This window comes from Phascolarctobacterium sp. (genome assembly GCF_030531065.1).
GTDB lineage: Bacteria > Bacillota > Negativicutes > Acidaminococcales > Acidaminococcaceae > Phascolarctobacterium_A.
Map to the genome: position 1 here is coordinate 1 of NZ_JAUNOQ010000016.1, position 23,313 is coordinate 23,313.

Consider the following 23,313-nt stretch of genomic DNA (forward strand, 5'->3'; position numbering starts at 1 on the left):
AATGCTCTATGGATTTTCTTTTTTCTACATGTTCAACTTCATTTTACAATCAACCGTAAAAATTTTTATATAAATTTCTTTATCTTTTCTTTAATATTCCAGTATATTTTTAAACATTTATATCCTCTAGAATTTTCCAGAGAATATATTATTTTTGATTGCTCGTCAATAGTTTTAGATAATACTTTCAATTTTTCCAAATTCTGTTCTGACAACATAGTTATCTCTTTCCTTAAGTTTATATTCTCTTGTTTGACGTCATTAATTTTATTTATTAATATTTCTTTTTTTAACAAGGATTCTTTTAAAGTCACCTCATACATTTCCCGTATATCTTTATTTTCTAATATATCATTATGATTATTATTTTCCTTAATATCTTTGATTGCCCAAAAAGCACCAACAGGTTTATCTAACACTTCTCCTATATTATTTTTTTCATGATAATCTTTGCATACCACAAAAGTCCAATCATCACTATCAAAATCACTTGGTGTCCAAACTGACTTATGTTCTTGCCAATCAGCACCATTCAATCCCCATGCATCTTTCTTTCCAGGAAGTGTTTTTTGTTCAATGTATTCTAAAGGAGTAAAAATTACTATCTGTTTTTTTGCCATTTTCTCAGTTTTTCTAAGCAAGTATCTTCCTTCCTCTTTTGGTAAATGTTCTATTACGTCAATAAGATAAACACTATCTACTGTATAATTTTCATACTTCTCTAACATTGATTTCCAGTCTTCATTTAAAATTATTACACAACTATCCAGATAGACAGCATTTGACAATTCCTCTCTATTCTTTCGAAGAATATTTACATATTCTTCGAATGGCTCACATGCTATATACACATTATGATGAACATAGGCATGTGGAACAATTCCGCATCCAATATCTAATAACGTGTTGCTATGTTTTAATAATCCGAATGCAATATTTAAAAAATCATCTTTGCTAGTTTGAATTATTTTTTTCATCTCTCATTTTCTCCTTTTATAATCATCAAATTGTAATCCAAGTGTATAATCCCATATACATTTTCTTTACACGATATACATTTTAATTCAGCATAATAATCATACCATCTTAATTGAATATGCTTATTTTGAGTACCAAGTGCTATAGCAGATGTTAAAAAATATGTACCGGACCTTAGATAAGGAAGTTTCAATATAAATTTCACCACAGCATGATCATTTTCTTTGAAATTTACATTCACTTTTGCATCAAAATTGTTGCATCCAAATATATAGCTTCCTTTATCATCAGCTAAAGCGACTGATATCCCTAAATCATTTGCAAGATTATTCTCTATTTGTTGAATTCTTACGAATTCTTTATTCCATGAGTATTTTATATTTATCTCTAAATTATCACCTCCATTGATAACATTTGTACCATTGGTACCATATATTTTTACCCAATCTATTTGGGCTCCACCTTTTCCAAAAGTTTTAAGCCTATTGTCTTTTTCAGGTTCTAATAAATAATATTCATCACCTTTTGAGAATTCATTTAAGTTTGTTTTTATAATATCTTCTTTTTCTTTTAATTCCCTTGGAAAAATCAACTCAAAATATTTTACGGCTGCTTCTTTAGTACTTCCTTGATATAATATTAATCCGTCATTAACTAGGATACCCCTACTACAAAATGATTTTACTTGATCAATATCATGTGACACATATAGTATAGTCGTACCGTGTTCCTTAATTTCGTCCAATTTCTTAAAACACTTTAACTGAAACCTGGCATCACCCACAGCCAAAGCCTCATCAACTATTAAAATATCCGGTTTAACATTGATAGCTACAGAAAATGCAAGTCTTACATACATACCGCTACTATAGGTTTTAACCGGTTGGTAAACAAAATCTCCTATATCAGCAAAATCAAGAATATCCTGCATTCGTTCGTCTACTTCTTCTTTAGTCATTCCCATTATCGTGCCATTTAAATAGATATTTTCAATGCCGGTATATTCAGGATTAAAGCCAGCGCCAAGCTCCAGCAAAGAAGAAATTCGCCCATTAATTTTTACACTGCCAGTTGTAGGTGACAGCACACCAGTAATTATTTTCAACAAGGTTGACTTACCCGCACCATTCTTGCCAATAATACCAACTGTTTCTCCTTTTTTTATTTGCAAATTAATATTATTCAAAGCGTAAAAATCTTTATGGTAACTTTTACCAGTCAAAGAAAGTGTTTCTTTAAGCCTATCAATCGGCTTTTCATATAATTTATACACTTTCGATAAATTTTGTATATCAATCGCAATTTCTTCCATAATATTCTCCCTACAATACATCTGCAAAATGAGGACGTAATTTCTTAAATAGCATTATTCCAACCACGCCTACTAAGCAAGTAATGCACCAAAATATGATGGTTTCAACAGGGCTCTGCCAAAACCACTTTTGATAAATTAAAGTATCCCTATACCCATTAACAACATACCAACAAGGATTTAACTTAAAAATCCACCTATACCCAGCTGGTATGAGAGTTAAATTCCAAAAAATAGGCGTAGCCCAAAATAAAAACTGAACCACTATACCAATAAGCTGCCCAAAATCCTTGGAAAAAACTACAATTGAAGAAGTAATGTAGGATAGTGCTAGAATAAAGCAAGCAGCAGCCACAACATAATAGGCCAGTTGTAAGTACATGGCATTGGGATAGTAACCATATATTCCAAACATTAAAATCAATAAAGCTATAAAGAAAATATGAATAAATAGCAAGGAAACTATCTTGACTATCGGAAGTAAAGTTATATTAAATACTACCTTTTTTACTAAATAAGACTTCTCTACAACGCAGTTGGCTGTAGCAATAAACGCTTCGGACATAAAGAACCACGGAATCATCCCTGCTGATAACCATAGAATAAATGGTATGTCATCAATTGGGACAGATCTAAACCCGAAGCTAAAAACAAACCACATAATACAGATAGTAAAAAGCGGCTGAACTATAGCCCAGGCCAGTCCCAATACGGATCCAGAATATCTTTCTTTCAAATCATTCTTTGCTAAATTACATAGTATCTTTCTAGACAATATAATATTCTTAAAAAACTGAAATACGTTCACCATTATACTTAACCTGCTTTCATCATCTTAAACAATCTTGGTAAATAACCTTGGCAATAGCTTAGTACTACATAAATTACTCTTAAAAGCATCCATCGCTTATTTTTAATCATATTGTACAGGATGCGATACGGAATATATGTAATTTTTTTATTATCAAACAATAGTTGAATTTTGTTATTTAAATACCTAAGCTCTTGTTTTCTTACTTTTCCTATAATACGCTTATCCAAAAACAACACCTGAGCAATCTTTAAAAAGCGTCCAACAAAATAGTTCGTAATTTCTTCTAGTCTATCTATCTTTTTATCATCGCCAACTGCTTCAAAGTAATTTATTAAGTAATGGAAAAGCCGCTCTTCACACTCTAAGGCCCTGCTCTCATATCTATACTTCCACATAGAAGTAATTTGCTTTCTAAAGTCCAAGTCATATTGTACATAATGCACAAGGGGTTGATTTATAGTAACAACACTATTTATGCGATTTAACAAACGAATATTGAAATCACTATCTACAATCATCATGTAGTTTCTATTTTCTTCAAAATATAAATTCTTCAAAAGACATGATTTATACAACTTATTACAAGGAGACTGCCATATATATTTTTTATACATATCAAATAGGCAAGTGGCAATTTCTTCTTTCCCATACATTTTCAATGCAGGATATTCCAAACTCCCAAAATGTACATATTGACCGTCACAATAATTTTCTAAACAGTAATCACAAACAACAACATCACATTTATCCTCAATACTTCTGCACAACAAAGTCTCTAGAAAATCCAAATCCACATAATTGTCACCATCTAAAATATATATATATTCCCCAATTGCTGCTTTTAAGCCTTGGTTATACGCACACCCAACTCCACCATTACCCTGATGTATAGGCATAATTCTACTGTCACTTTTTGCATAAGTATCTATAATACTTTTACTATTATCTAAAGACCCATCATTGACAACAATGATTTGAAGATTCTTATATGTTTGATTCACAATACTATCAATACACTTTCCAATTACCTTTTCCAGATTAAAACATGGTATTATAACGCTTATAAGCGGACTATCAGTTTTTTTCATTTTTTGAATACAGCTCCAAATACATATTCTCTAAACTCTTTGCCTGAATTCTAATATCATAATCCTCTCTTTCGAAAACAATAGACTCTTTGTTTTCACATATTTCTATTATCTTTTGAACCCAAGCATCTGCACCATTTTCTAAAGGCAAGAATTCAAGATAGTTACTTATCTTCGATTCTACTGGCACACGATTCTTGCTGGCAATTACATGAATACCTGCATATTGTGCCTCTACTGCAACCAAGCCAAAGCCTTCGTAAAAAGATGGCAATAGAAACACATCGAAAGAAGAATACAGTTCTTCAACATTTTTACAAGTATCGAGCATAATAACATTATCTTGTAATCCTCGCTTTGCAATCTCGTTGATTATAGCTTTCTTTTTTTCTCCTTCACCAACCAAGCAAAGCACTGCCTTGGGTCTTAAAATTATTAGCTTTTGAATAATATCTAACAAAAATACATGGTTCTTTACAGGTGCAAATCGACCTACATGCCCCAAAACAAATCTATCATTCAATCCTAAGCGTCTTCTTGTAGAATCCCTAAACACAACAGAATTTTTAAAAATATCTGCTTCTACGGCATTTTTTATAATAGTAAATGGGTAACTTCCAAATAAAAAAAATCCTGAATCTTGAGAGCCCGCAAATCTGACATTTGTCATAGCATTGGCCATTTTAAGCAAGAAGTAGTTTCTAATTCTATGGATAAGCCTATCTGCCCCAGATGGTTGATGACTATGTAGTATTCTTATCTCTCCATTTCTAGCGAAATAAAAATGAAAAGGAGCAGCATTAGCCATATGACAGTGAATGATATCATACTCTTTATGCTCATTATAAAAAGACTGTAGCTTATTCATAATTTTAGAAAGATTACTAATGGTAAACTTAGGCATTAAGTATACTCTTCCGCCTAAACTTTCCACTTCGTCTACAAAATTATCATCACTCAATTCATGTATCAGAAAATCAAACTGTATTTTCTTTTTATCAATATGACGATAATAATTCATAACAAAGTTTTCTATGCCACCACAAACATTCAGTGTTTGCAGAATATGTAATACTCGTATCATCTAAGCACCACTTTAAACATAATATTTTTTTATCCCCTTAAAAAAATACGAAATAAAGTATTTACAAGAATCTATCAAATTTAATTTTAGATACTCCCTATAGATTTTCCATCTATACTTTGCCGACTTGATCTTATTCTTTGAACGGTTTTGATCAGACACCCTATACCTAACTAAACAATTATTCAATCCATGAAAAACTATTCCATCACGCAGTAAATCCAACAGATAACAATAATCTTCATGGAAGTATCGACTATCCATATTATATTTTTTAGCTACGTCGGCCTTAAGTAATACGCTTGAAAAACATATGGAATTTTCTTTTAACAATGAATCTATCGGCGCTGTCTCAGGAACCGGCCTATGTTTAATAATTTTATTATTGTTATCAATGATGGTGTAAGAAGTATATACCAAATCGCATTTTCGCAGCTTAACTTCATTGATTTCTAATTCAAGTTTACATTTCGACCAAATATCATCGCTATCAATAAATGCAATATATTTTCCCTTGCTAATAGCAATTGCTTTATTTCTTGTAGCTGCACAACCCAAATTGGTACTATTATGAATAAATTTGATTCGCTTATCCTGCTTAGCAAATGCTTCTATAATAGCCTGGCTTTTATCACGAGAACAGTCATCAATAATAATGAATTCTATATTTCTATACGTTTGCTCAAGAACAGAGCGAATTGAATAAGTAACATAACTTTCTGAATTATATACTGGCATGATTACAGAACATAATTCTTCTAACATTTCAATACGCTCCCCTTCTACCCAACACCGCGGCAAAAGTCCGCCACAGCAGCATTACGTCCAGCCACACGCTCCAGTTGCGCACATACCAGCTGTCTAACTGCACTCTTTCTTCATACGTCGTGTCGCTGCGGCCGCTGACCTGCCACATACCGGTAATGCCAGGCTTCACCATCAGATAATCGCCCACGTACTCGCCGTAGCGCGCCAGCTCCTCCTTGATTATCGGCCTGGGCCCTACTAAGCTCATCTCGCCGCGCAGCACGTTAAAGATTTGCGGCAGCTCGTCCAGGCTGGTCTTGCGCAAGAACGCGCCGCTTTTGGTAATGCGCGGGTCGTTTTTCAGCTTGAAGTCTTTTTCCCACTCAGCCCGCGCTGCCGGGTCGTTAGCCAGCAGTTCCGCCAGTTTTTCTTTCGCGTCCACGCACATACTGCGGAATTTATAGCAGGGGAACGGTTTGCCGTTCTTCCCGACGCGCGTGTGCTTGAAAATCACCGGCCCCGGCGAATCCTTATAAATCCAAGCGGCGATAAACAGTAAAACCGGAGAAATCAAAATCGTGCCAACAATCGTCAGCGTGTAATCGAAAATTGTTTTCAGCCAGCGGTTCAGCGGCCGCGCCAGATTATTCTTCAAACGCAGGATTAAAAGCTTTTCGTTGAAAATGCTTTCCGCTTCCACAGCGCCCAAAGGCACGCCCACTAAATTGGGAATCACGCCGATGTTTTTTACCAGCGGCTGGATGCGATAGATTAACATCCCCAGCTTGCGTTCTTCCAGCCCCGGCGCGGCGATAAAGACCCGCTTGACGCCCGTTTCCTTAATCACTTTTTCCGCGTCGGCAAATTTACCCAGAACCGGATATTTTTGCAAGACTCCCGGCTGCACTTTGTTATCTTCCAAAAGGCCGACGATTTTATAGCCCATGCCCGCGTCCTGCGTAATGCTTTTCGCCAGCAGCTCCGCCGTTTTGCCCGCGCCGATGATAATCGTCGGCGCTTGCAGCAAATCCCAATGCAGCAGCAAACGCTTAGCGCCGTACCGCAACAGCGTCAGGAAAACGAAAGCCAGAATACCGAATAAGCCCACGAACATTCTGCTGGTGGTGGCGGCGATGCGCGCCACGTACAAAACAAAAATTACGGCCAGCGTACCGTAGCAGCAGGCGTGGAACAGTTTTTCCACTTCCTTGTAGAAGGGCATACGGCGGCTGTACAGCTGTCCCAGATGAATAAAGAGCAGGAACAGGCTGGGAAATACTATCCAGAAATTGAGCCAGGAAATATGCAGATTTTGCGAATGCGTTATTATATTACGTAATATAAAAGCGCCTTGCTCTGCCATAATCAACGCTGCATAATCCATCAGCACGAACAGCAGCATCAGCACAGCTCCGTAATACCGTTTCACCAAACCTACTCCCCATCTCTTTAGGCTTTACTTTTGCATCGCAACTTTTTCCGAAGTTATTTTATGCAAATCACAAGCAAATATCATGAATATCAAAAATAATATCATATATAATTATAGCCCCTTGTCCCCCCCAGTCAAGCAAAAGTGCATCGAGCACTTTTGCGTTGCAGCACTAACGTGCCGGCTACACCAATGCCCGTTCTAACAAAAATATTCTGTCGCACCTGCCGCTGTAAAACAAAAAACTGCCCTAAAAGTTATTTTTGAATAACTCTTAGAACAGTACATATAAAAAGGCCGCCCTGCGGCGGCCTCTTACAGCAAATATTAAATTAACAGGCTCAAAGCTTATCTGCGCAGCCAAGGCGGAATTTCGTTGCCGCCGTTAAAGCCGGTGATTACGGAGCTGCTTTTCTTATCGGCTTCCGGATTTTTAATTCCCATTTGTCCGTGCGCCGCACTCTTCAAAGCCGGGTTCTTCTTTTCAAAGCCCGTGGCGATAACGGTAACGCGAATCTCGTCCTCCAACGCTTCGTCGATAACGGCGCCAAAGATAATATTGGCGTTGGGGTCCACAGCGTCCGTAATAATCTGCGAAGCTTCGGTTACGTCGAACAAGGACAGCTCCTTGCCGCCGGTAATATTGAACAGCACTCCCTGAGCGCCGTCCACAGAAGCTTCCAGCAGCGGACTCTTAATAGCGGCTTCGGCGGCAGCTTTAGCGCCGCCCTCGCCCTTAGCCGTACCAATGCCCATCAAAGCGCTGCCTGCGTTAGTCATAATGGTTTTCACGTCGGCAAAGTCGGCGTTGATTAAACCGGGTACGCCGATCAAATCGGAAATACCCTGCACACCCTGACGCAGAACGTCGTCGGCAATGCGGAAGGCGTCCAGCATAGAAGTGCGGCGGTCGATGACCTGCAGCAAGCGGTCGTTAGGAATGGTAATTAAAGTATCTACTTTTTCTTTCAGATTAACTATACCGTTTTCGGCCTGGTTCATACGACGGCGTCCTTCAAACATAAAGGGCTTGGTAACTACGCCGACAGTCAGCGCGCCTACCTCTTTAGCGCATTCCGCTACTACATGGGCTGCGCCGGTGCCGGTACCGCCGCCCATACCTGCGGTAACGAAAACCATATCCGCGCCCTTCAGCGCTTCCACGATCTGCTCGCGCGATTCCTCCGCAGCCTTTTCGCCGATTTCCGGATTAGCGCCTGCGCCTAAGCCCTTCGTCAGCTTTTCGCCAATCTGAATTTTTGTTTCAGCCTTGGAAAGCAGCAAGGCCTGAGCGTCGCAGTTAACTGCGATAAACTCCACGCCGCGGACTCCGGCCGCAATCATTCTGTTGACAGCGTTGTTGCCGCCGCCGCCTACGCCGATAACCTTAATATTGGCCAGGTTATCGAAGGTTGTTTCTACATCATCAAACATATTCCACGTCCCCCTTAATTACTGGGTATCATTATTGACAAAATCATTGATTAGTATAAGTTCAACGTCGAGGAGCTATTTTCCTGCTGCCTTAATAAATTTATTTTCCCATATACAGCCGACGAATGACGCCCATATTCTGAAAGATACGCATACCAAAAATCAGAATGGCCACAATATACAGGTCGATGCCGATCATATTACCGGCATAGCATAAAAACGCGGCTAAAATACCGTTGATAAAAAAGCCGGAAATAAAGACCTGCGTATCATACTTACTTTCCATGGACGCGCGCACGCCGCCCAGCACAGCGTCCATACCGGCCATTACCGCCACGGCCAGCAAACGGGCGTACTCAGGCGGCAGGCTGAAGGGACAGTAAATGCCGCCCACAAAACCGACCAGCAGGCCAAGTATTGCATAGTAAATCATTTCTGCCCCTCCTTTTCGCCCACGGCTTTGGCATATTCAAAATTACGCGGTGCCTTAAGCGCGGGAACACGCAGATTTTCTACGGTTTTTATTTTTACCTGAATACCCCAAAACTCAAAGGTTTCCACCACGCCGCCGCGCAAACGCAAAGCGCTGGTCAGCGTTTTCGGCGCGCCGATGGCTTTAATTACGTAGGGCGGCGCGCTGCGGACATTATTGACGGACACTGTCGGCCCGGCGCAGCGCACCTCGCTCATGGCCACGATACGCTGGTCGTTAAGAGAGATGGCTTCGGCTCCAGCAGCGCGCAGCTCGTTGAGTACGCGCAGCAGGTCCTCGTCGTGGATAATATATAAATTAGGATTATCGTTAGCTTTTTTGGGAATATTGCTGTCGTCCAAAACAACCTCAATACCCTGTCCTTCCACTTCCGTAGTACCGGCAAGCAGCTCCAGCCGCTCCTGCCCCGGATCATCAGGATTATCGGCTCCATGCTGGCGCAGATTATCTATTTCCGCCAGCAAACGCTGATTCTCCGTCTCTGCCAGCTTCAGGCGTTCAGACAAATCCTCTACGCGATCCATCCGAATGGACCTTTGCTGCTCCGTGGTTTTATACTGCACCGACAGCATAAAGCCTAAAACCATGAATACAAAGGCAATGACCAGCTTGCCCTTTAAATCCATAGCAACTAATTCTTTCATTACTTACACCCTCATTTTTCTTTTCCAGGCACCAGTTTAATGTATGGTTTAGCAAAGGTTAAATCAATATATTCGGCTTGGATATTTTTATTTTTTATTTCGTTAAACACCGTCATAAACACCTGCGCTTTGTGCGGCAGCTCGGTCACAGGCCCCAACAGGATGGGAAAGCTGCCGCGCAGGCGCAGCTTCGCTTCGTTTCTGTCGTCCACGCCTATTTCGGCGATACGGTCGCGGGCGTCGCCGTCCAGCTGCTGCAAAAATTGCAGTATTTCCATTACGCTGTCGTTGCCCACAGGGTCGCCCAGGAAAACATTGCCGCATTGCACGCCCACCAGCAGCGGCGCGCGGGCGTCGGGGATCCCCGTAGTGACGTTCATCACTACGCCGTTATAATCCAGCTGCAAATAGCTGCGGTAAGAGTTGGCCACATACAAAGCCGGCTGGCGTTCCTCCACCGTTACCTCCAAACCTGCGGGCCAGCGATAAACGACTCTGGCGTTTTGAAAGCGGATATCGTGGTTTAAAGCGTCCTGCAGCCGTCCGGCGCTGACATTGAAAAAGTTGAAGGGCGGCTCGCTGCCTCCCAGCTTGATAGCTTCTTCCTCGGTCAGCAGATTAGTCCCATGAATAACGACGCTGCCAAAGGCCAAGCCGGGCTGATGAATATAGCTCCAGCCGAACTGCAAGCCATAGGCCGCAGCGCCCAGAGCCAGCAGCATCCCCAACGCCCTTAAGCGTTTGCGCCGTTTGTGAGCCCGCAGGCGTTCCTTGATTGTCGCCATGGCTTGCATCTCCTTTATCAGTACGCGGCACGCCGCCCGGCGGCGCGTTTACCAACGATGATTATTTAGCGCTCAGCAAAATGCGCTCGCACAGCTCAGGAAAGCTGATGCCCACGGCAGCTGCCGCCTTGGGCACAAGGCTGGTAGCCGTCATGCCGGGAACAGTGTTGGCCTCCAAAACATAGCCCTGGCCCTGCTCGTCCAGCATCAAATCAATGCGCGCCACACCGCTCAGGCCCAGCACATTATAAGCGGCGACTGCCAGCTGCTGCACATGAGCGGTAATTGCTTCGCCCAAAGGCGCCGGACAATGGTAGTCGGTAGCGCCCTTAGTATATTTGGAATGGAAATCATACGCGCCGGAATGCGGGGCAATCCAGATAACAGGCAACGGCTTAGGCTGCCCTGCTTCCTCCATAATGGCCACTGTCAGCTCCTTGCCCACAATACATTCCTCTACCAATACGTTAGCGGAATAATCGAAGGCTTCCTTTAAGGCAGGCTCGATCTCAGCTTCGTTTTTAATCATATATACGCCGATGCTGGAGCCCTGGGACGCAGCCTTAATAACGACTGGCACGCCAAACTCCCGCAGCACCTGCTCCTTGACGGCGGCTAAATCGCCGCACTCGCGTTTATGCAGAATCAGGCAGCGGGGCGTAGCGATGCCCGCGGACTGCAAAAAGCGTTTGGTAGCGGATTTATCCATGCTCACAGCGCTGGCTAAAACGCCGCAGCCGGTATAGGGAATGCCTGCAGCCTCCAAAAGGCTCTGCAAGCGTCCGTCCTCGCCGTACTTGCCATGCACCGCATTAAAAACGACCTTGGCGTTCATAGCGTGCAGCTGGCTCAATAATCTGTCGGGAACAAGCTCCACCTCTTTGGCGTTATAGCCTTTTTCTCTTAAAGCGGCGGCAATAGCGCCGCCGGTAATGCGCGAAATTTCCGCTTCGGAGGAAGGTCCTCCCAAAACTACTGCCACTACATCTTGTTTATTCATTTTGCTTTACGCTCCAATTCTCTCACTAATTCTTCGCCAATTTTAAAAACGTCGCCCGCGCCGACGGTCATAATCAAATCGCCGGGCTGAGCCTGACGCTCCAGATATTCCTCCGCCTTATCCAAACGCGGAATATATAAAACCTTCTGCCCCGTCGCCGCCTGAATGCCCTCGGCCAGCTTAGCGCTGGACACGCCGGGAATCGGCTCCTCGCTGGCGGCGTAAATATCCGTCAGAATAAGCTCGTCGCATTCGGTAAAGCTCTGGCAGAATTCGTCGAACAGCAGCTGCGTACGCGTATAGCGGTGAGGCTGGAACACGCACAGCAGGCGCTGCGGCCGCGTCTGACGGGCAGCCTTCAAGGTCACGCCGATTTCCGTAGGATGATGGGCGTAATCGTCCACTACCCAAACGCCGTTCACCTTGCCCTTAGTTTCAAAACGGCGTTTAGCGCCGCCGAATTTTTTCAGAGCCTCCAAAATAACCGGCACGTCAATGCCCATCTCGCGGGCTGCCGCAAAAGCGCCCAGGGAGTTAAGCACATTATGACGCCCCGGCACCATTAGCTGCACCTTCGCCGTCAGCTCGCCGCGATAATACAGCTCGTAGGTGGTGCCGTTGACGCCGTAGTTCACATTTTCAGCTATGTAATCGGCGCCCTCGCCCTCCATGCCATAGGTAACGACGGTTTTATCGGTTTCGGCAGCCAGGCGCCGCACCTTTGGGTTATCGGCGCATAAAATCGCCTTGCCGCCCTCCTTGATATTGCTTAAAAATTGCTTAAAGGCTAAATAAATATTTTCTTCCGTACCGTAATGGTCCAGATGGTCGTCCTCAATATTGGTCACTACTGCCAGATAAGGATAAAATTTCAGGAAGGAGCCGTCGCTTTCGTCGGCCTCCGCTACTACCCAGGGGCCTGCGCCGTTTAAAGCGTTACCGCCCAGGCTACTTACCTCGCCGCCGATAACCACCGTAGGGTCGACGCCGCTGGCTGCGGCAATGCAGGAAATCATAGCGCTGGTCGTAGTCTTGCCATGAGCCCCGGCTATCGCGACTCCCTTAGCGTCGTCGGCGTTCAGAACGGCGGCCAGAACGTCGCTGCGGTGCAGCACCGGAATCCCGCGTTTTTTAGCAGCCACCAGCTCCGGGTTATTGGGATGTATTGCCGTGGAAATAACCACTGCGTCGGCGTCGTCCACCTGACAGGCGTCATGTCCCATAAAAACCATCGCTCCAGCCTCCGCCAAATGCGCGGACATATGGCCAGCGTTCAAATCGGACCCGCTCACATCATAGCCGCGTTTAATAAGCACATAGGCGACCGCGCTCATGCCCGCGCCGCCGATGCCGATAAAGTGTATATTATGCAGATTAGCTAACTTATTTTCCGCCACTGGACACCCTCCTATTTCTTCGCCAACGCCAAGGCCTGCTTAGCGATGGTTTCCGCCGCCTGCGGCTGCCCTAGCGCTTTAGCCGCCGCCTGCATCTTCTCCAAATCCTTTTCGTGTAACAGCAAATGTTCGATAGCCTCCAGGATACGTTCTCCCGTCAGCTCCTTATCCAAAATAACCTGCGCCGCACCGCGGGCTTCTACCGCTCTGGCGTTAAATTCCTGATGGTTGGCCGTTGCGTAGGGGTATGGCACCAGCACCGCAGGCACGCCCTTGGCCGTCAGCTCCGCCAGGCCGATAGCTCCGGCGCGGAATACGGCCAGATCTGCCGCGGCCAAAGCCATGGGCATATTATGCAGATACGGCTTAATAATAATATTAGCAGCCACGCCGCCGCGTTTGCGCACCGCTTCCATATATTGCTCATAATTTACGTCGCCGGTAGCGTGCAGCACCTGCACCTCAAGGCGACCCGACAGCGCCAGCTCCGCCTCCAGCATCGCCTGATTGATGCTGCGTGCGCCGCGACTGCCGCCGGAAACTAATATCGTCTTCTTTTCCGGGTCCAGACCCAGCTTCTTCACAGCCTCCTGCCGCGTATGCTCCAGAATTTCGCTGCGGATAGGATTGCCGGTATAGACCAGCTCCGCCTTGCCGTGAAAATATTTGCCGGCCTCCTTGTAGCCTAAAAAGACCTTGCGCACATAACGGGCCAAAATCTTATTAGTCACGCCGGGCATAGCGTTCTGCTCCTGAATGCAGCAGGGAATGTTATGCAGCGCCGCCAGCAAAACGATGGGCCCGCAGACATAGCCGCCCGTACCGATAACCAAGTCGGGACGCTGTTCCTTGATAATTTTGTAAGCGTCGCACAGGCCCGTAAACAGCTTGCCGACGCTGCGCAACGTATCGAAGCTTAAGCTGCGTTTAAAGCCCGCCACCTCGATAAATTGCAGCGGATAGCCGTAGCGGGGAATAATATCCTTTTCTAAACCCTGCCGCGTGCCGACAAAACTGATATCGGCGTCAGGACACAGCTTTTTGATCTGGTCGGCGATAGTCAGCGCCGGGTAAATATGCCCGCCGGTACCGCCGCCGGAAAGAATGACCTTCACAATTTTTCCTCCTCCCTTACTGCGGCAAATCGTTTACCAGCTGCTTAAAGCAGCGGCCGCGCTCAGGGTAGTTTTTAAACATATCGTAAGACGAGCAGGCCGGAGACAGCAGCACCGTCTGGGGCGGCCGCGCCATTGCATACGCCTGCCGCACAGCATCCTCAAAGGAGGACGCCAGCAGGATATGCTCCACGCCGCATTCCACGGCTGCCTGATAAAAGCGCTCCTTCGCCTCGCCCAAAAGGATCAGCGCGTCGCATTTTTCCTTAACCAGCCGCATCATAGGCTCCAGCTCCGTCAGCTTATCATGGCCTCCGGCCAGCAAAATAATATGCCCGTCCTTAAAGGCCTCCAAAGCTTTAATAGCCGAATCCGTATTGGTTGCCTTGGAATCGTTGTAATAGGGCACGCCTTTAATGGTTCTTACATATTCCAGGCGATGCTCGATGCTGTGAAAGTTGCGCAGCACATCCGCCATATCCTCAATGGACACGCCGGCAAAATAACCGCAGGCAATGGCTGCCAGCACATTTTCTTCGTTGTGCCCGCCAAATAAGTGCAGCTCGTCTATATTGCAAACAACATTTGTTGTATTATTCCATTTTATCACAAAATTACCATTTTGCATAAAAATTCCCGCATCCAGACAGACTTTTCTGCTGAAATAGCAGATCTGCCCTCTGCTTGCGGCGGCCCAGCCGCGTACAATCGGATCGTCGTAATTCAGCACGGTGATCTGCTGCGGCCCCTGCCTGCGGAAAATATTTTTCTTAGCCTCGCCGTAAGCCTCCATCGTATGATGGCGCTCCAAATGATCGGGCGTTAAATTCAGCACTACGGCAATATCGGGACAGAAGTCCTTCACCTTTTCCAGCTGAAAGCTGCTCAGCTCCGCCGCCAGCCAGCCGTTAGCAGGCAGGTGCTCCACCTCCTTGGACAAAGCCAGGCCGATGTTGCCACCCACCGCGCTGGGCACGGACAGGCGCTTGAACATTTCTCCCACGATAGTCGTAGTCGTAGTCTTGCCGTTAGTACCGGTAATAGCGGCTATATGCCCGCCGTATAAACGGTAGCCTAATTCAATTTCGCTAATAACCTCCAGCCCGCGGGTCTCCGCCTCAAAAACATGGGGCGCATCGCAAGGCACGCCGGGCGACAGCACCAGCTGCCCCGCCTCAGCCAGCAAACCGTCAAAGCTTTTCTGCCCACAAACCAAAGCGCCGCCGCAGGCAGCCAGCTCCTGCGCCAGCTCTGCATCTATTTGGCAGGGAGCGTCGTTATATAAAAACACCTGTTGTCCACGCTGTGCCAGCACCTGCGCCGCGCCGCGGCCGCTGATACCTGCGCCGTAGACTATTACAGCCTTTTGCATCATTATGGATGCCTCCTATAAAACAGCGGTCAGCCACAGCCACAATCCCGCAGCGGACAGCGCCAGGCTGAAAATCGTAAAGACGCGCACCACCTTAACCTCGCGCCAGCCGCCCAGCTCAAAATGGTGATGCACAGGCGCCATGCGGAAGAACCGCTTGCCGCCGGTCAGTCGGAAGTAGCCTACCTGAATAATAACGGACAAAGCTTCGGCCACATAAACGCCGCCGATAATCACCAGCAGCAGCTCCGTGCGCGTCAGCAGCGCCAGCGCCGCCACGCCGCCGCCCAAGGCCAGCGAGCCCGTGTCGCCCATAAACACCTGCGCCGGGTGACGGTTAAACAGCAAAAAGCCCAGGCAAGCGCCCGCCATACCCAAAGCAAAGCCGCTCAAATCCAACAGACCCTGCATATAGGCGATAAAAGCGAAGGCCAGCGTCACCGGCAGGCTCACAAAGGATACCAGCCCGTCCAAGCCGTCCGTAAGATTCACGGCGTTAGTCGTGCCCACCAGCAGCACAAAGGCCAGCGCGTAATAACCCCAGCCAAAATCCAGCGTGACGTTCAGCCCCGGAACCCACAGCTCCGTATTGCCGATATGCGTTTCGGCAAAATACACATAAGCGCCTGCCAAAATAAATTGCAGCAAAAATTTTTGCTTAGCCGTCAGGCCCAGATTGCGCTTCATTACAACCTTAATATAATCGTCGATAAATCCTATAGCCCCGTGACCCAAGGTCAGCACCAAAGCGATAACCACGCGGGGCGTAAACGAACCCCATAAAAGAGCCAGCGCCAACGCCGCCAGCATCATCAGTCCGCCCATGGTCGGCGTGCCGCTTTTCTTCATATGGCTGGCAGGGCCGCATTCACGGATGGACTGCCCAAAATTTAATTTATGCAGATATTTGATCAGCACCGGGCCGATCAGCGCGCACACGATAAAAGCAGTTACGGGGATTGCAACTAATTTAAACATAAACGTCCCTCAACAATCATTAGTAATTCCAAAGCATAACGCCGCCGGGCTTATTTAAACAGCTCCAGCATGCGTCCCACCTGCATAGAGTTGGAGCCCTTCAGCAGGATAATATCCCCTGCCTCGGCCAACAGCCTCAGATTATCGGCCGCCTCCTGACGGCTGCCGCAGTGGCGCGTCTTGCCGCCCAGCTTCTGCACCTCGTCGCTGATATAGGCAGCCTGCTCCCCATAGGTCAGCACATAATCCACGCCGTATTCCACGGCCCAGCGGCCTACGCGGCGGTGCGCATCCTCGCTGATTGCGCCCAGCTCCAGCATATCGGCCAGCACGGCGATAGTACGGCCCTTGCCGCGCACAGCCTTTTTGGCCTCCGCCAGCGTTTTTAAAGCAGCCTCCATAGAAGCGGGGCTGGCGTTATAAGCGTCGTTGATAAAAGTAATATCGCCAATGTAAATAATTTCCTGACGGCTGCCGGTCAGCCGCGCCGTCGCCAGCGCCCTGGCGCTGTCCTCCATGCTGACGCCGTAGCAGGCGGCGCCCGCGATAGCGGACAAGGCGTTATACACATTATGCTCGCCAATCAGCTGCAAACGCACCCGCACACTTTTGCCCGTAGCCTTTTCCGTACAGGTGAAGGTCGTGCCCCCGGCAGAAGTGGCAATATCGCTGCCGCGATAATCGCAGCCTTCGCTCAAGCCGAAATATACTACCTTCGCCTTAGTCAACGAAGCGGCGCGCAGCACATATTCGTTATCGCCGTTCAGCACGGCAAAGCCCTCCGCAGGCAGGTCAACTACCAGCTCGCTTTTGGCCTTGGCAATATTATCCATGCTGCCCAAAAGCTCCATATGAGTTTCGCCGACGTTGGTTATCAAGCCGCTGTCCGGCTCGGCAATCCGGCACAGCTCCTCAATCTGGCCTAAGCCGCGCATACCCATTTCCACTACGGCGATATCCGTATCCGGCTTAATATCCAGCAGGGTTTTCGGCAATCCGATCTCATTATTAAAATTGCCCTGGGTCTTAACCACATTATACTTTACGCTCAGGCAGGCGGCCAGCAAATCCTTGGTCGACGTTTTGCCGTTAGAACCGGTAATGGCGAAAACCTTCAGGCTCTTCTGCCTGCGGCGGTAAGCGCGGGCCAGCTGCTGATAGGCCAGCAGCGTATCCTGCACTCTGAACACCGCCGCTCCCGCAGGCAGCCGCTCGATGTCGTGAGAAATGACTACGCCGGAAGCGCCCAAGGCCACGGCCTTAGCGCAATAATCGTGTCCGTCAAAATTGCCGCCCTTTAAAGCCACAAATAATTCGCCCGGCTTCACCGCCCGCGAATCCGTAGTCACGCCGGCAAATTCAAAATCGTCGCGCACAGCGTTGGTTGCCGCTATAATTTCGCTGGCTTTTATCATTTTCTCTCACCCCAATACTCCATGACTACTTCTTTATCGTCAAAATGAATCGTGCGATCCTTCAAAATCTGGTAATTTTCGTGCCCCTTACCCGCAATCAGAATAACATCGTTATCCGCGGCATGAGCCAAAGCATAATCGATAGCCTCGCGCCGGTCGGACAAACGCGCCACCTGCTTGCCCTGAGGAATCTTCTGCAAAGCGGTGAAAATCTCGTCGATAATCAGCTCCGGGTCTTCGGTACGCGGATTATCGGAGGTTACTACCACGTTATCAGCCAGCTCCAAGGCCAGCGCGCCCATAATCGGACGCTTTTTATTATCGCGGTCGCCGCCGCAGCCGAAAACAACCCACAGCTTGCCCTTGGTAATGGAGCGGGCCGTTTTCAGCACGTTCTCCAATCCGTCGGGCGTATGCGCGTAATCCACAATTACCGTATAGGGCTGCCCTGCTTCCACCAGTTGGAAGCGTCCGGGCACGCCGTCGAAGCCGTCCAGCACGGAGCGGATAATTTCCTTATCTATCCCTTCCGCCAGCATAGCGGCCACTGTGCCCATAACATTATAAACATTGAACTCGCCGGTAATTTTCAGCTCCAAATCCATTTCGCCCACCGGCGTGTGCAGCAAAAGCTGCATATGCTTAGGCTCTACCGTAAAGCTCAAAGGATAAATATCGTTATCATGCCCTTCGCCGTAGGTCAGCGCGTTAGCTTTTGTTCTTGCTTTAATAATCGCGGAGCTGGGATCGTCCATATTAAACACCGCGTTTTTATTCGGCTTATCGCCGTCCGTCAAATGCTCAAACAGCAGGCTTTTAGCGTCGCGGTAATTTTCCATGGTTTTATGAAAATCAAGATGATCCTGAGTAATATTGGTTAAAACAGCGCAGTCGTACTCGATGCCAGCCACGCGGTTCAAGGCCAGCGCGTGGCTGGAGACCTCCATCACGCAGTAATCGCAGCCCGCGCAGCGCATAGCGTACAACGCTTTCTGCAAATCCACTACGTCCGGCGTAGTATTGTGAGATTCAGAAATCTCATCCTCAATCATAATATTGATGGTGCCGATCAGTCCTACCTTATAACCGGCCTTACGCAGAATCAAACGAATGATATTAGTCGTCGTAGTCTTGCCGTTTGTACCGGTCACGCCTATCATGCGCAGCTGCTTGCCGGGATAATCGAAAAAGAAGGGCGTTACCAGCTCCATAGCGGCGCGGGTGTTCTGCACCTTAATCAGCGTAACGCCGGCAGGAGCCTCGGCAGGCATATCCTCCACAATAGCGGCCACGGCGCCCTTGGCAGCCGCCATGGGCAAAAATTTATGTCCATCAACCGTCGCGCCCTTCAAGCAGATAAACAAGCTGCCTGCCTTTACTGTGCGAGAATCGGCAGTAATATCGGTAATAATTTTATCGACGCTGCCGGTCGCCTGGGCCTGGGGCAGCAAATTGAGGAGCTCAGCCAATCGCTTTTCCATAAAACTTGCCTCCTAAATTGAAAGGGCAGCCGCCATGGCTGCCTCCTCCCAAAAATCTTATTCAAATTATATCACAAGTCTCTCGCAATAGCTACGCTTATTTAGCCGCTACTGTAAAAGAGTTGCCCGGATTTTTTTGGCCGGCAGCCTTCACATAAATATTACTGCGCGCCACGCTCATACCCAAGCGCTGCTCCGCCAGTCCGATAATGCGTTCCGGTCCCTTCAGCTGCTCCACCTCTATTTTCAGCTCATTATTTTTATCTATCAGCTGCGCTTCCTGCTGCTGCATACTCACCAGCTGATTGCCATACTGCACCATGGCTTCGCTGCGAAATACCGTCAGCAAATAGGTTCCCAAAACTACTGCTGCAAAAATCATCAAGCGTGAACGCAGTCTGCGGTAAGGGTCGGTATTGATTTTTACTCGCCGCACAGGCTGGCTGACCTCTGTCTGCTGCTCCTCCCATGCGTAATTATCATATTTTCTTGCTAACATGCTTCCACGCCCTTTAAATCTTTCCTAAATTTTAATAGCATAACGCAGCCGTGCGCTGCGGGAACGGGGGTTATCCTCCACTTCCGCTGCGGACGGAACGATGCTGCCCGTTTTTTTCAACAGCGGCTTTTTGCCGCACACGCACACCGGCAGCTGCGGCGGACAGGTACAGCCCTTAGCCAGCCTGGCAAAGGTCTGCTTAATAATTCTGTCCTCCAATGAATGAAAGGTTATCACGCCGATACGACCGCCGCTTTTAAGCCTGTCCACGGCCTGCTCCATCGTGTCTGCTAAAATTCCCAGCTCGTTGTTCACCTCAATGCGAATCGCCTGAAAAGTGCGCTTGGCCGGATGGGGCCCGTCGATGCGCGCTCCCTTGGGAATGGCCTTTTTGATAACCTCCACCAGTTCAAAGGTAGTTGTCAGCGGCTTTTCCTTGCGCGCTGCGACAATAAACTGAGCGATGCGCTTGCTCCAGCGCTCCTCGCCGTATTTATGAATAATTTCCGCTAATTCTTCTTCCTTATAATTATTCACTACATAGGCCGCGTCCAGCTTAGCCTCGCGGTTCATGCGCATATCCAGCGGGCCGTCGTGCATATAACTAAAGCCACGCTCCGCGCAGTCCAGCTGATAGCTGGATACGCCTAAATCGAAAAAAATTCCGTCGATTTTATCTATGCCCATACCGTCCAAAACCTGGGTAAAATCCTTAAAATTAGCTTTGGCTACGGCAGTGCGGCAGGCAAAGCGATGCAGCAGCCGCTCCGAAGCAACGGCAATAGCGTCGTCGTCCTGGTCGATGCCTAACAGCAGGCCGCCAGGCTCCAGCTGCGCCGCAAAGCCGCTGCTGTGCCCTGCGCCTCCCATGGTGCAGTCCACATAAATACCATTTTTATCTGTTATCAAAAAATACACGCTTTCAGCAAGCAGGATACTCACATGCTTAAATTCCATCTTTGCACCAGTTTAAATGCCTAAATCGGCCAGCTGCTCTGCCAGCTCGTTCACGTCATCGGCATTGCCTTCATTATATTCCTGCCACTTTTGCGCGTCCCAAATTTCGGCTCTATTGCCCACGCCCACAATCACCGCATCCTTCGTCAAAGCGGCGTGACAGCGTAAATTAGCGGGCAACAGCACCCTGCCCTGCTTATCGCATTCGCCCTCGCAGGCCCCGCCGAATAAAAAACGGGTAAAATCACGGGCTGTTTTGCGGCTCATGGGTAAAGCGGCCAGCTTGGCCTCCAGCTGCTGCCACTGCTCTAAGTCATACACAAACAGGCAGCCGTCCAGCCCCTTCGTAATAATAAATTTATTGCCCAACGCCTCGCGCAGCTTAGCGGGCATAGCAAGACGCCCCTTGGTGTCCAGAGTATGTTCATATTCACCTAACAGCATCTTGTCGCCCCCTTTTTACCCACTTTACGCCACTTTTCTCCATTATATCGTTATTTCCCGGACTATGCAAGAGCAAAAAGCAATTTCCCATAAAAAATCTAAACTTTCTACAATTTATTCGCAAAAAAATTACCGAAAGCTATTTGGCATTTAAGACTTCTAATGCTATAATAAACATGTACCAAATAAGTACGCTCAATACAGAATCAATAAAGGAGATATGCGACATGATTACTAAAGATACCGGCATTATCGAAGCCGTTCAAACTCATCCGGAAATTATGGAGGTTTTTGCAGAATACGGTCTGGGCTGCATCGGCTGCATGGCCGCTCACTTTGAGACCATCGGCCAGGGCGCAGGCGCACACGGCATCGACGTTGACGCTCTCATCGAAGACATCAACAAGGTTATTGCCGAAGCCGAAGCAAATAAATAATTCTCTAAAACGTAAGGGACTGCACGCCAAAAGCGCACAGTCCCTTTTCGTTTTCCGTAGGCTCAAAAGTCACGAAAGCCGTGCTGCCTTAATTGGCGGCACGGCTTCGCTTTATTTAAACAAATTTTTTATTTTGTTGAGGAAGCTTTTTTCCTCAGGATTGATATTATCCTTGCTGATGGATTCAAAAGCGCGCAGCGCGTCCTTTTGCTTATCGTTCAGCTTCGTAGGTATAACAACCTTAATTTTTACCAGCTGATCGCCGCGAGTACCGCCGCGCAGGCTGGGAATGCCCTTGCCCTTCAAGCGCATCACACGGCCGGGCTGCGTACCCTCAGGCACCTTCATCGTTACCTGTCCGTCCAGAGTAGGAACCTTAATTTCCGCGCCCAAGGTAGCCTGTACGATATTGATAGGTACCTCGCACAATACAGTAGTACCGTCGCGGTCGAAGAACTTATGCTGCTTCACGTACAGGTATACGTACAAATCGCCGTTAGGCCCGCCCTTAGCGCCGGCCTCGCCTTCGCCGCTGACGCGCAGACGGGAACCGTTATCCACGCCAGCCGGAATCTTTACCTTTAAACGTTTATTTTTCTTTTGCGTACCCTTGCCGCGGCATTCCTTACACGGGCTGCTGACAATCTTGCCCTCGCCATGGCATTTAGAGCAAGGACGCTCGTTGACCATCTGCCCAAACATGGTATTTTGCGTGAAGCGTACATAACCGGCGCCGTGACAGTCAGGACAGGTTTCCACCTTGGAACCAGGCTCCGCTCCGGTGCCGTGGCAATGCTCGCAGGTCTCGTCGCGATAAAGGCTGATTTCCTTTTCTACGCCGAAGGCCGCCTCTTCAAAGGTAATTTCCAAATCAAAGCGCAGATCGGCGCCGCGCTGCGGACCGGCATTGCCGCTGCGTCCTCCGCGGCCGCCCTGACCGCCGAAGAACATATCGAAAATATCCTCCATACCGCTGCCGCTGAAGCCGCCGAAACCGCCGCCGAAGGGATTGCCGCCTGCGCCGCCAGCCTGTGCCTGTTCAAAAGCGTCCGGCCCCAGCTGATCATACTGGGCGCGTTTGCTTTCATCCGAAAGTACGCCGTAAGCTTCGTTTACTTCTTTAAACTTTTCTTCCGCTTCGGCGTTGCCCTTATTACGGTCGGGATGATATTTCAGGGCCAGTTTGCGGTATGCTTTTTTTAATTCGTCCTGGGAGGCCGTTTTAGAAACCCCCAGCACCTCATAATAATCCTTTTTAGCCAAAACAGGCGCCTCCTAATATCTTCTAGTTAAGCTGGTAGCGCCCAGGTGCAGGGCAAACCGTACAGATGGGCGCTAAGCCATTTATTGTTATTATTAGCAAGAACGGTTAGAATGCGTCAGATACGAGGCGCGGCGACGACGGCG

General features: G+C 47.6%; 23 protein-coding genes. 1 reads left to right on the forward strand and 22 read right to left on the reverse strand.

What is annotated here, in order from left to right; translation table 11 throughout:
* Positions 1–65 precede the first annotated feature (65 nt).
* The 21 genes from Q4E64_RS09705 to mraZ form a co-directional block, all read right to left on the reverse strand.
* Positions 66–977: a hypothetical protein gene (locus Q4E64_RS09705; protein ID WP_303167691.1), complete on the reverse strand. Its 912-nt coding sequence runs from the start codon at positions 975–977 to the stop codon at positions 66–68.
* The gene (locus tag Q4E64_RS09710) at positions 974–2,290 is read right to left on the reverse strand and encodes an ABC transporter ATP-binding protein (RefSeq protein ID WP_303167692.1); all 1,317 of its coding nucleotides are present in this window, start codon (positions 2,288–2,290) and stop codon (positions 974–976) included. Before Q4E64_RS09710 ends, Q4E64_RS09705 begins: the two co-directional genes overlap by 4 nt.
* Before the next feature lie 10 nt (positions 2,291–2,300).
* Positions 2,301–3,101, reverse strand: a complete 801-nt coding sequence (locus Q4E64_RS09715; RefSeq protein ID WP_303167693.1) for an ABC transporter permease — start codon at positions 3,099–3,101, stop codon at positions 2,301–2,303.
* 5 nt (positions 3,102–3,106) lie between these two features.
* Positions 3,107–4,192, reverse strand: a complete 1,086-nt coding sequence (locus Q4E64_RS09720) for a glycosyltransferase family 2 protein (protein ID WP_303167694.1) — start codon at positions 4,190–4,192, stop codon at positions 3,107–3,109.
* Positions 4,179–5,276, reverse strand: coding sequence for a glycosyltransferase (locus tag Q4E64_RS09725; protein WP_303167695.1), 1,098 nt, complete (start codon positions 5,274–5,276; stop codon positions 4,179–4,181). Before Q4E64_RS09725 ends, Q4E64_RS09720 begins: the two co-directional genes overlap by 14 nt.
* A gap of 12 nt (positions 5,277–5,288) precedes the next feature.
* Complete coding sequence (locus Q4E64_RS09730) at positions 5,289–6,041, reverse strand: glycosyltransferase family 2 protein (protein ID WP_303167696.1); 753 nt, start codon at positions 6,039–6,041, stop codon at positions 5,289–5,291.
* A 1-nt stretch (position 6,042) separates the two neighbouring features.
* The gene (wbaP, locus tag Q4E64_RS09735) at positions 6,043–7,452 is read right to left on the reverse strand and encodes an undecaprenyl-phosphate galactose phosphotransferase WbaP (protein WP_303167697.1); all 1,410 of its coding nucleotides are present in this window, start codon (positions 7,450–7,452) and stop codon (positions 6,043–6,045) included.
* A 351-nt stretch (positions 7,453–7,803) separates the two neighbouring features.
* Positions 7,804–8,889, reverse strand: a complete 1,086-nt coding sequence (ftsZ, locus tag Q4E64_RS09740; protein WP_303167698.1) for a cell division protein FtsZ — start codon at positions 8,887–8,889, stop codon at positions 7,804–7,806.
* Positions 8,890–8,989: 100 nt separating this feature from the next.
* Positions 8,990–9,322 carry a small basic family protein gene (locus tag Q4E64_RS09745; protein ID WP_303167699.1) on the reverse strand — a complete coding sequence of 111 codons (333 nt, stop codon included), beginning with the start codon at positions 9,320–9,322 and terminating at the stop codon, positions 8,990–8,992.
* Entirely contained in the window at positions 9,319–10,026 is a 708-nt protein-coding gene (locus Q4E64_RS09750) for a DUF881 domain-containing protein (protein ID WP_303167700.1), read from the reverse strand. The genes Q4E64_RS09745 and Q4E64_RS09750 overlap by 4 nt, the downstream gene beginning before the upstream one ends.
* Positions 10,027–10,037: 11 nt before the next feature.
* Complete coding sequence (locus Q4E64_RS09755) at positions 10,038–10,811, reverse strand: cell division protein FtsQ/DivIB (RefSeq protein ID WP_303167701.1); 774 nt, start codon at positions 10,809–10,811, stop codon at positions 10,038–10,040.
* A 61-nt stretch (positions 10,812–10,872) separates the two neighbouring features.
* On the reverse strand, positions 10,873–11,811 hold the full coding sequence (locus tag Q4E64_RS09760) for a D-alanine--D-alanine ligase (RefSeq protein ID WP_303167702.1): 939 nt from the start codon (positions 11,809–11,811) through the stop codon (positions 10,873–10,875).
* Positions 11,808–13,145 carry a UDP-N-acetylmuramate--L-alanine ligase gene (murC, locus tag Q4E64_RS09765; protein WP_368501566.1) on the reverse strand — a complete coding sequence of 446 codons (1,338 nt, stop codon included), beginning with the start codon at positions 13,143–13,145 and terminating at the stop codon, positions 11,808–11,810. The genes Q4E64_RS09760 and murC overlap by 4 nt, the downstream gene beginning before the upstream one ends.
* Positions 13,146–13,219: 74 nt before the next feature.
* Entirely contained in the window at positions 13,220–14,323 is a 1,104-nt protein-coding gene (gene murG / locus Q4E64_RS09770; protein WP_303167704.1) for an undecaprenyldiphospho-muramoylpentapeptide beta-N-acetylglucosaminyltransferase, read from the reverse strand.
* A gap of 16 nt (positions 14,324–14,339) precedes the next feature.
* Positions 14,340–15,698: a UDP-N-acetylmuramoyl-L-alanine--D-glutamate ligase gene (gene murD, locus Q4E64_RS09775; RefSeq protein WP_303167705.1), complete on the reverse strand. Its 1,359-nt coding sequence runs from the start codon at positions 15,696–15,698 to the stop codon at positions 14,340–14,342.
* 12 nt (positions 15,699–15,710) lie between these two features.
* A complete protein-coding gene (gene mraY / locus Q4E64_RS09780) occupies positions 15,711–16,673 on the reverse strand; it encodes a phospho-N-acetylmuramoyl-pentapeptide-transferase (protein WP_303167706.1) in 963 nt (320 codons plus the stop codon).
* A gap of 50 nt (positions 16,674–16,723) precedes the next feature.
* Positions 16,724–18,088: a UDP-N-acetylmuramoyl-tripeptide--D-alanyl-D-alanine ligase gene (gene murF / locus Q4E64_RS09785; RefSeq protein ID WP_303167707.1), complete on the reverse strand. Its 1,365-nt coding sequence runs from the start codon at positions 18,086–18,088 to the stop codon at positions 16,724–16,726.
* Complete coding sequence (locus Q4E64_RS09790) at positions 18,085–19,569, reverse strand: UDP-N-acetylmuramoyl-L-alanyl-D-glutamate--2,6-diaminopimelate ligase (RefSeq protein WP_303167709.1); 1,485 nt, start codon at positions 19,567–19,569, stop codon at positions 18,085–18,087. Before Q4E64_RS09790 ends, murF begins: the two co-directional genes overlap by 4 nt.
* Before the next feature lie 97 nt (positions 19,570–19,666).
* A complete protein-coding gene (locus Q4E64_RS09795; protein WP_303167710.1) occupies positions 19,667–20,068 on the reverse strand; it encodes a septum formation initiator family protein in 402 nt (133 codons plus the stop codon).
* 24 nt (positions 20,069–20,092) lie between these two features.
* The gene (gene rsmH, locus Q4E64_RS09800) at positions 20,093–21,025 is read right to left on the reverse strand and encodes a 16S rRNA (cytosine(1402)-N(4))-methyltransferase RsmH (RefSeq protein ID WP_303167712.1); all 933 of its coding nucleotides are present in this window, start codon (positions 21,023–21,025) and stop codon (positions 20,093–20,095) included.
* A gap of 12 nt (positions 21,026–21,037) precedes the next feature.
* Positions 21,038–21,469, reverse strand: a complete 432-nt coding sequence (gene mraZ / locus Q4E64_RS09805; RefSeq protein WP_303167713.1) for a division/cell wall cluster transcriptional repressor MraZ — start codon at positions 21,467–21,469, stop codon at positions 21,038–21,040.
* A gap of 227 nt (positions 21,470–21,696) precedes the next feature.
* Here mraZ and Q4E64_RS09810 point away from each other — a divergent pair, with 227 nt between their 5' ends.
* On the forward strand, positions 21,697–21,906 hold the full coding sequence (locus Q4E64_RS09810) for a DUF1858 domain-containing protein (RefSeq protein ID WP_293727903.1): 210 nt from the start codon (positions 21,697–21,699) through the stop codon (positions 21,904–21,906).
* A 111-nt stretch (positions 21,907–22,017) separates the two neighbouring features.
* On the opposite strand, the gene dnaJ is transcribed toward Q4E64_RS09810, so the two are convergent.
* Positions 22,018–23,169, reverse strand: a complete 1,152-nt coding sequence (gene dnaJ / locus Q4E64_RS09815) for a molecular chaperone DnaJ (RefSeq protein ID WP_303167715.1) — start codon at positions 23,167–23,169, stop codon at positions 22,018–22,020.
* Between the last annotated feature and the right edge of the window lie 144 nt (positions 23,170–23,313).

Excerpts from the sequence above, each read along its gene's own strand:
- Q4E64_RS09705 (WP_303167691.1), bottom strand. The coding sequence starts at position 977 with ATGAAAAAAATAATTCAAACTAGCAAAGATGATTTTTTAAATATTGCA.
- Q4E64_RS09710 (WP_303167692.1), bottom strand. The coding sequence starts at position 2,290 with ATGGAAGAAATTGCGATTGATATACAAAATTTATCGAAAGTGTATAAA.
- Q4E64_RS09715 (WP_303167693.1), bottom strand. The coding sequence starts at position 3,101 with ATGGTGAACGTATTTCAGTTTTTTAAGAATATTATATTGTCTAGAAAG.
- Q4E64_RS09720 (WP_303167694.1), bottom strand. The coding sequence starts at position 4,192 with ATGAAAAAAACTGATAGTCCGCTTATAAGCGTTATAATACCATGTTTT.
- Q4E64_RS09725 (WP_303167695.1), bottom strand. The coding sequence starts at position 5,276 with ATGATACGAGTATTACATATTCTGCAAACACTGAATGTTTGTGGTGGC.
- Q4E64_RS09730 (WP_303167696.1), bottom strand. The coding sequence starts at position 6,041 with ATGTTAGAAGAATTATGTTCTGTAATCATGCCAGTATATAATTCAGAA.
- ftsZ (WP_303167698.1), bottom strand. The coding sequence starts at position 8,889 with ATGTTTGATGATGTAGAAACAACCTTCGATAACCTGGCCAATATTAAG.
- Q4E64_RS09745 (WP_303167699.1), bottom strand. The coding sequence starts at position 9,322 with ATGATTTACTATGCAATACTTGGCCTGCTGGTCGGTTTTGTGGGCGGC.
- Q4E64_RS09750 (WP_303167700.1), bottom strand. The coding sequence starts at position 10,026 with ATGAAAGAATTAGTTGCTATGGATTTAAAGGGCAAGCTGGTCATTGCC.
- Q4E64_RS09755 (WP_303167701.1), bottom strand. The coding sequence starts at position 10,811 with ATGGCGACAATCAAGGAACGCCTGCGGGCTCACAAACGGCGCAAACGC.
- Q4E64_RS09760 (WP_303167702.1), bottom strand. The coding sequence starts at position 11,811 with ATGAATAAACAAGATGTAGTGGCAGTAGTTTTGGGAGGACCTTCCTCC.
- murC (WP_368501566.1), bottom strand. The coding sequence starts at position 13,145 with ATGAGCGCGGTCGCCTATGTGCTTATTAAACGCGGCTATGATGTGAGC.
- murD (WP_303167705.1), bottom strand. The coding sequence starts at position 15,698 with ATGATGCAAAAGGCTGTAATAGTCTACGGCGCAGGTATCAGCGGCCGC.
- mraY (WP_303167706.1), bottom strand. The coding sequence starts at position 16,673 with ATGTTTAAATTAGTTGCAATCCCCGTAACTGCTTTTATCGTGTGCGCG.
- murF (WP_303167707.1), bottom strand. The coding sequence starts at position 18,088 with ATGATAAAAGCCAGCGAAATTATAGCGGCAACCAACGCTGTGCGCGAC.
- Q4E64_RS09790 (WP_303167709.1), bottom strand. The coding sequence starts at position 19,569 with ATGGAAAAGCGATTGGCTGAGCTCCTCAATTTGCTGCCCCAGGCCCAG.
- Q4E64_RS09795 (WP_303167710.1), bottom strand. The coding sequence starts at position 20,068 with ATGTTAGCAAGAAAATATGATAATTACGCATGGGAGGAGCAGCAGACA.
- rsmH (WP_303167712.1), bottom strand. The coding sequence starts at position 21,025 with ATGGAATTTAAGCATGTGAGTATCCTGCTTGCTGAAAGCGTGTATTTT.
- mraZ (WP_303167713.1), bottom strand. The coding sequence starts at position 21,469 with ATGCTGTTAGGTGAATATGAACATACTCTGGACACCAAGGGGCGTCTT.
- Q4E64_RS09810 (WP_293727903.1), top strand. The coding sequence starts at position 21,697 with ATGATTACTAAAGATACCGGCATTATCGAAGCCGTTCAAACTCATCCG.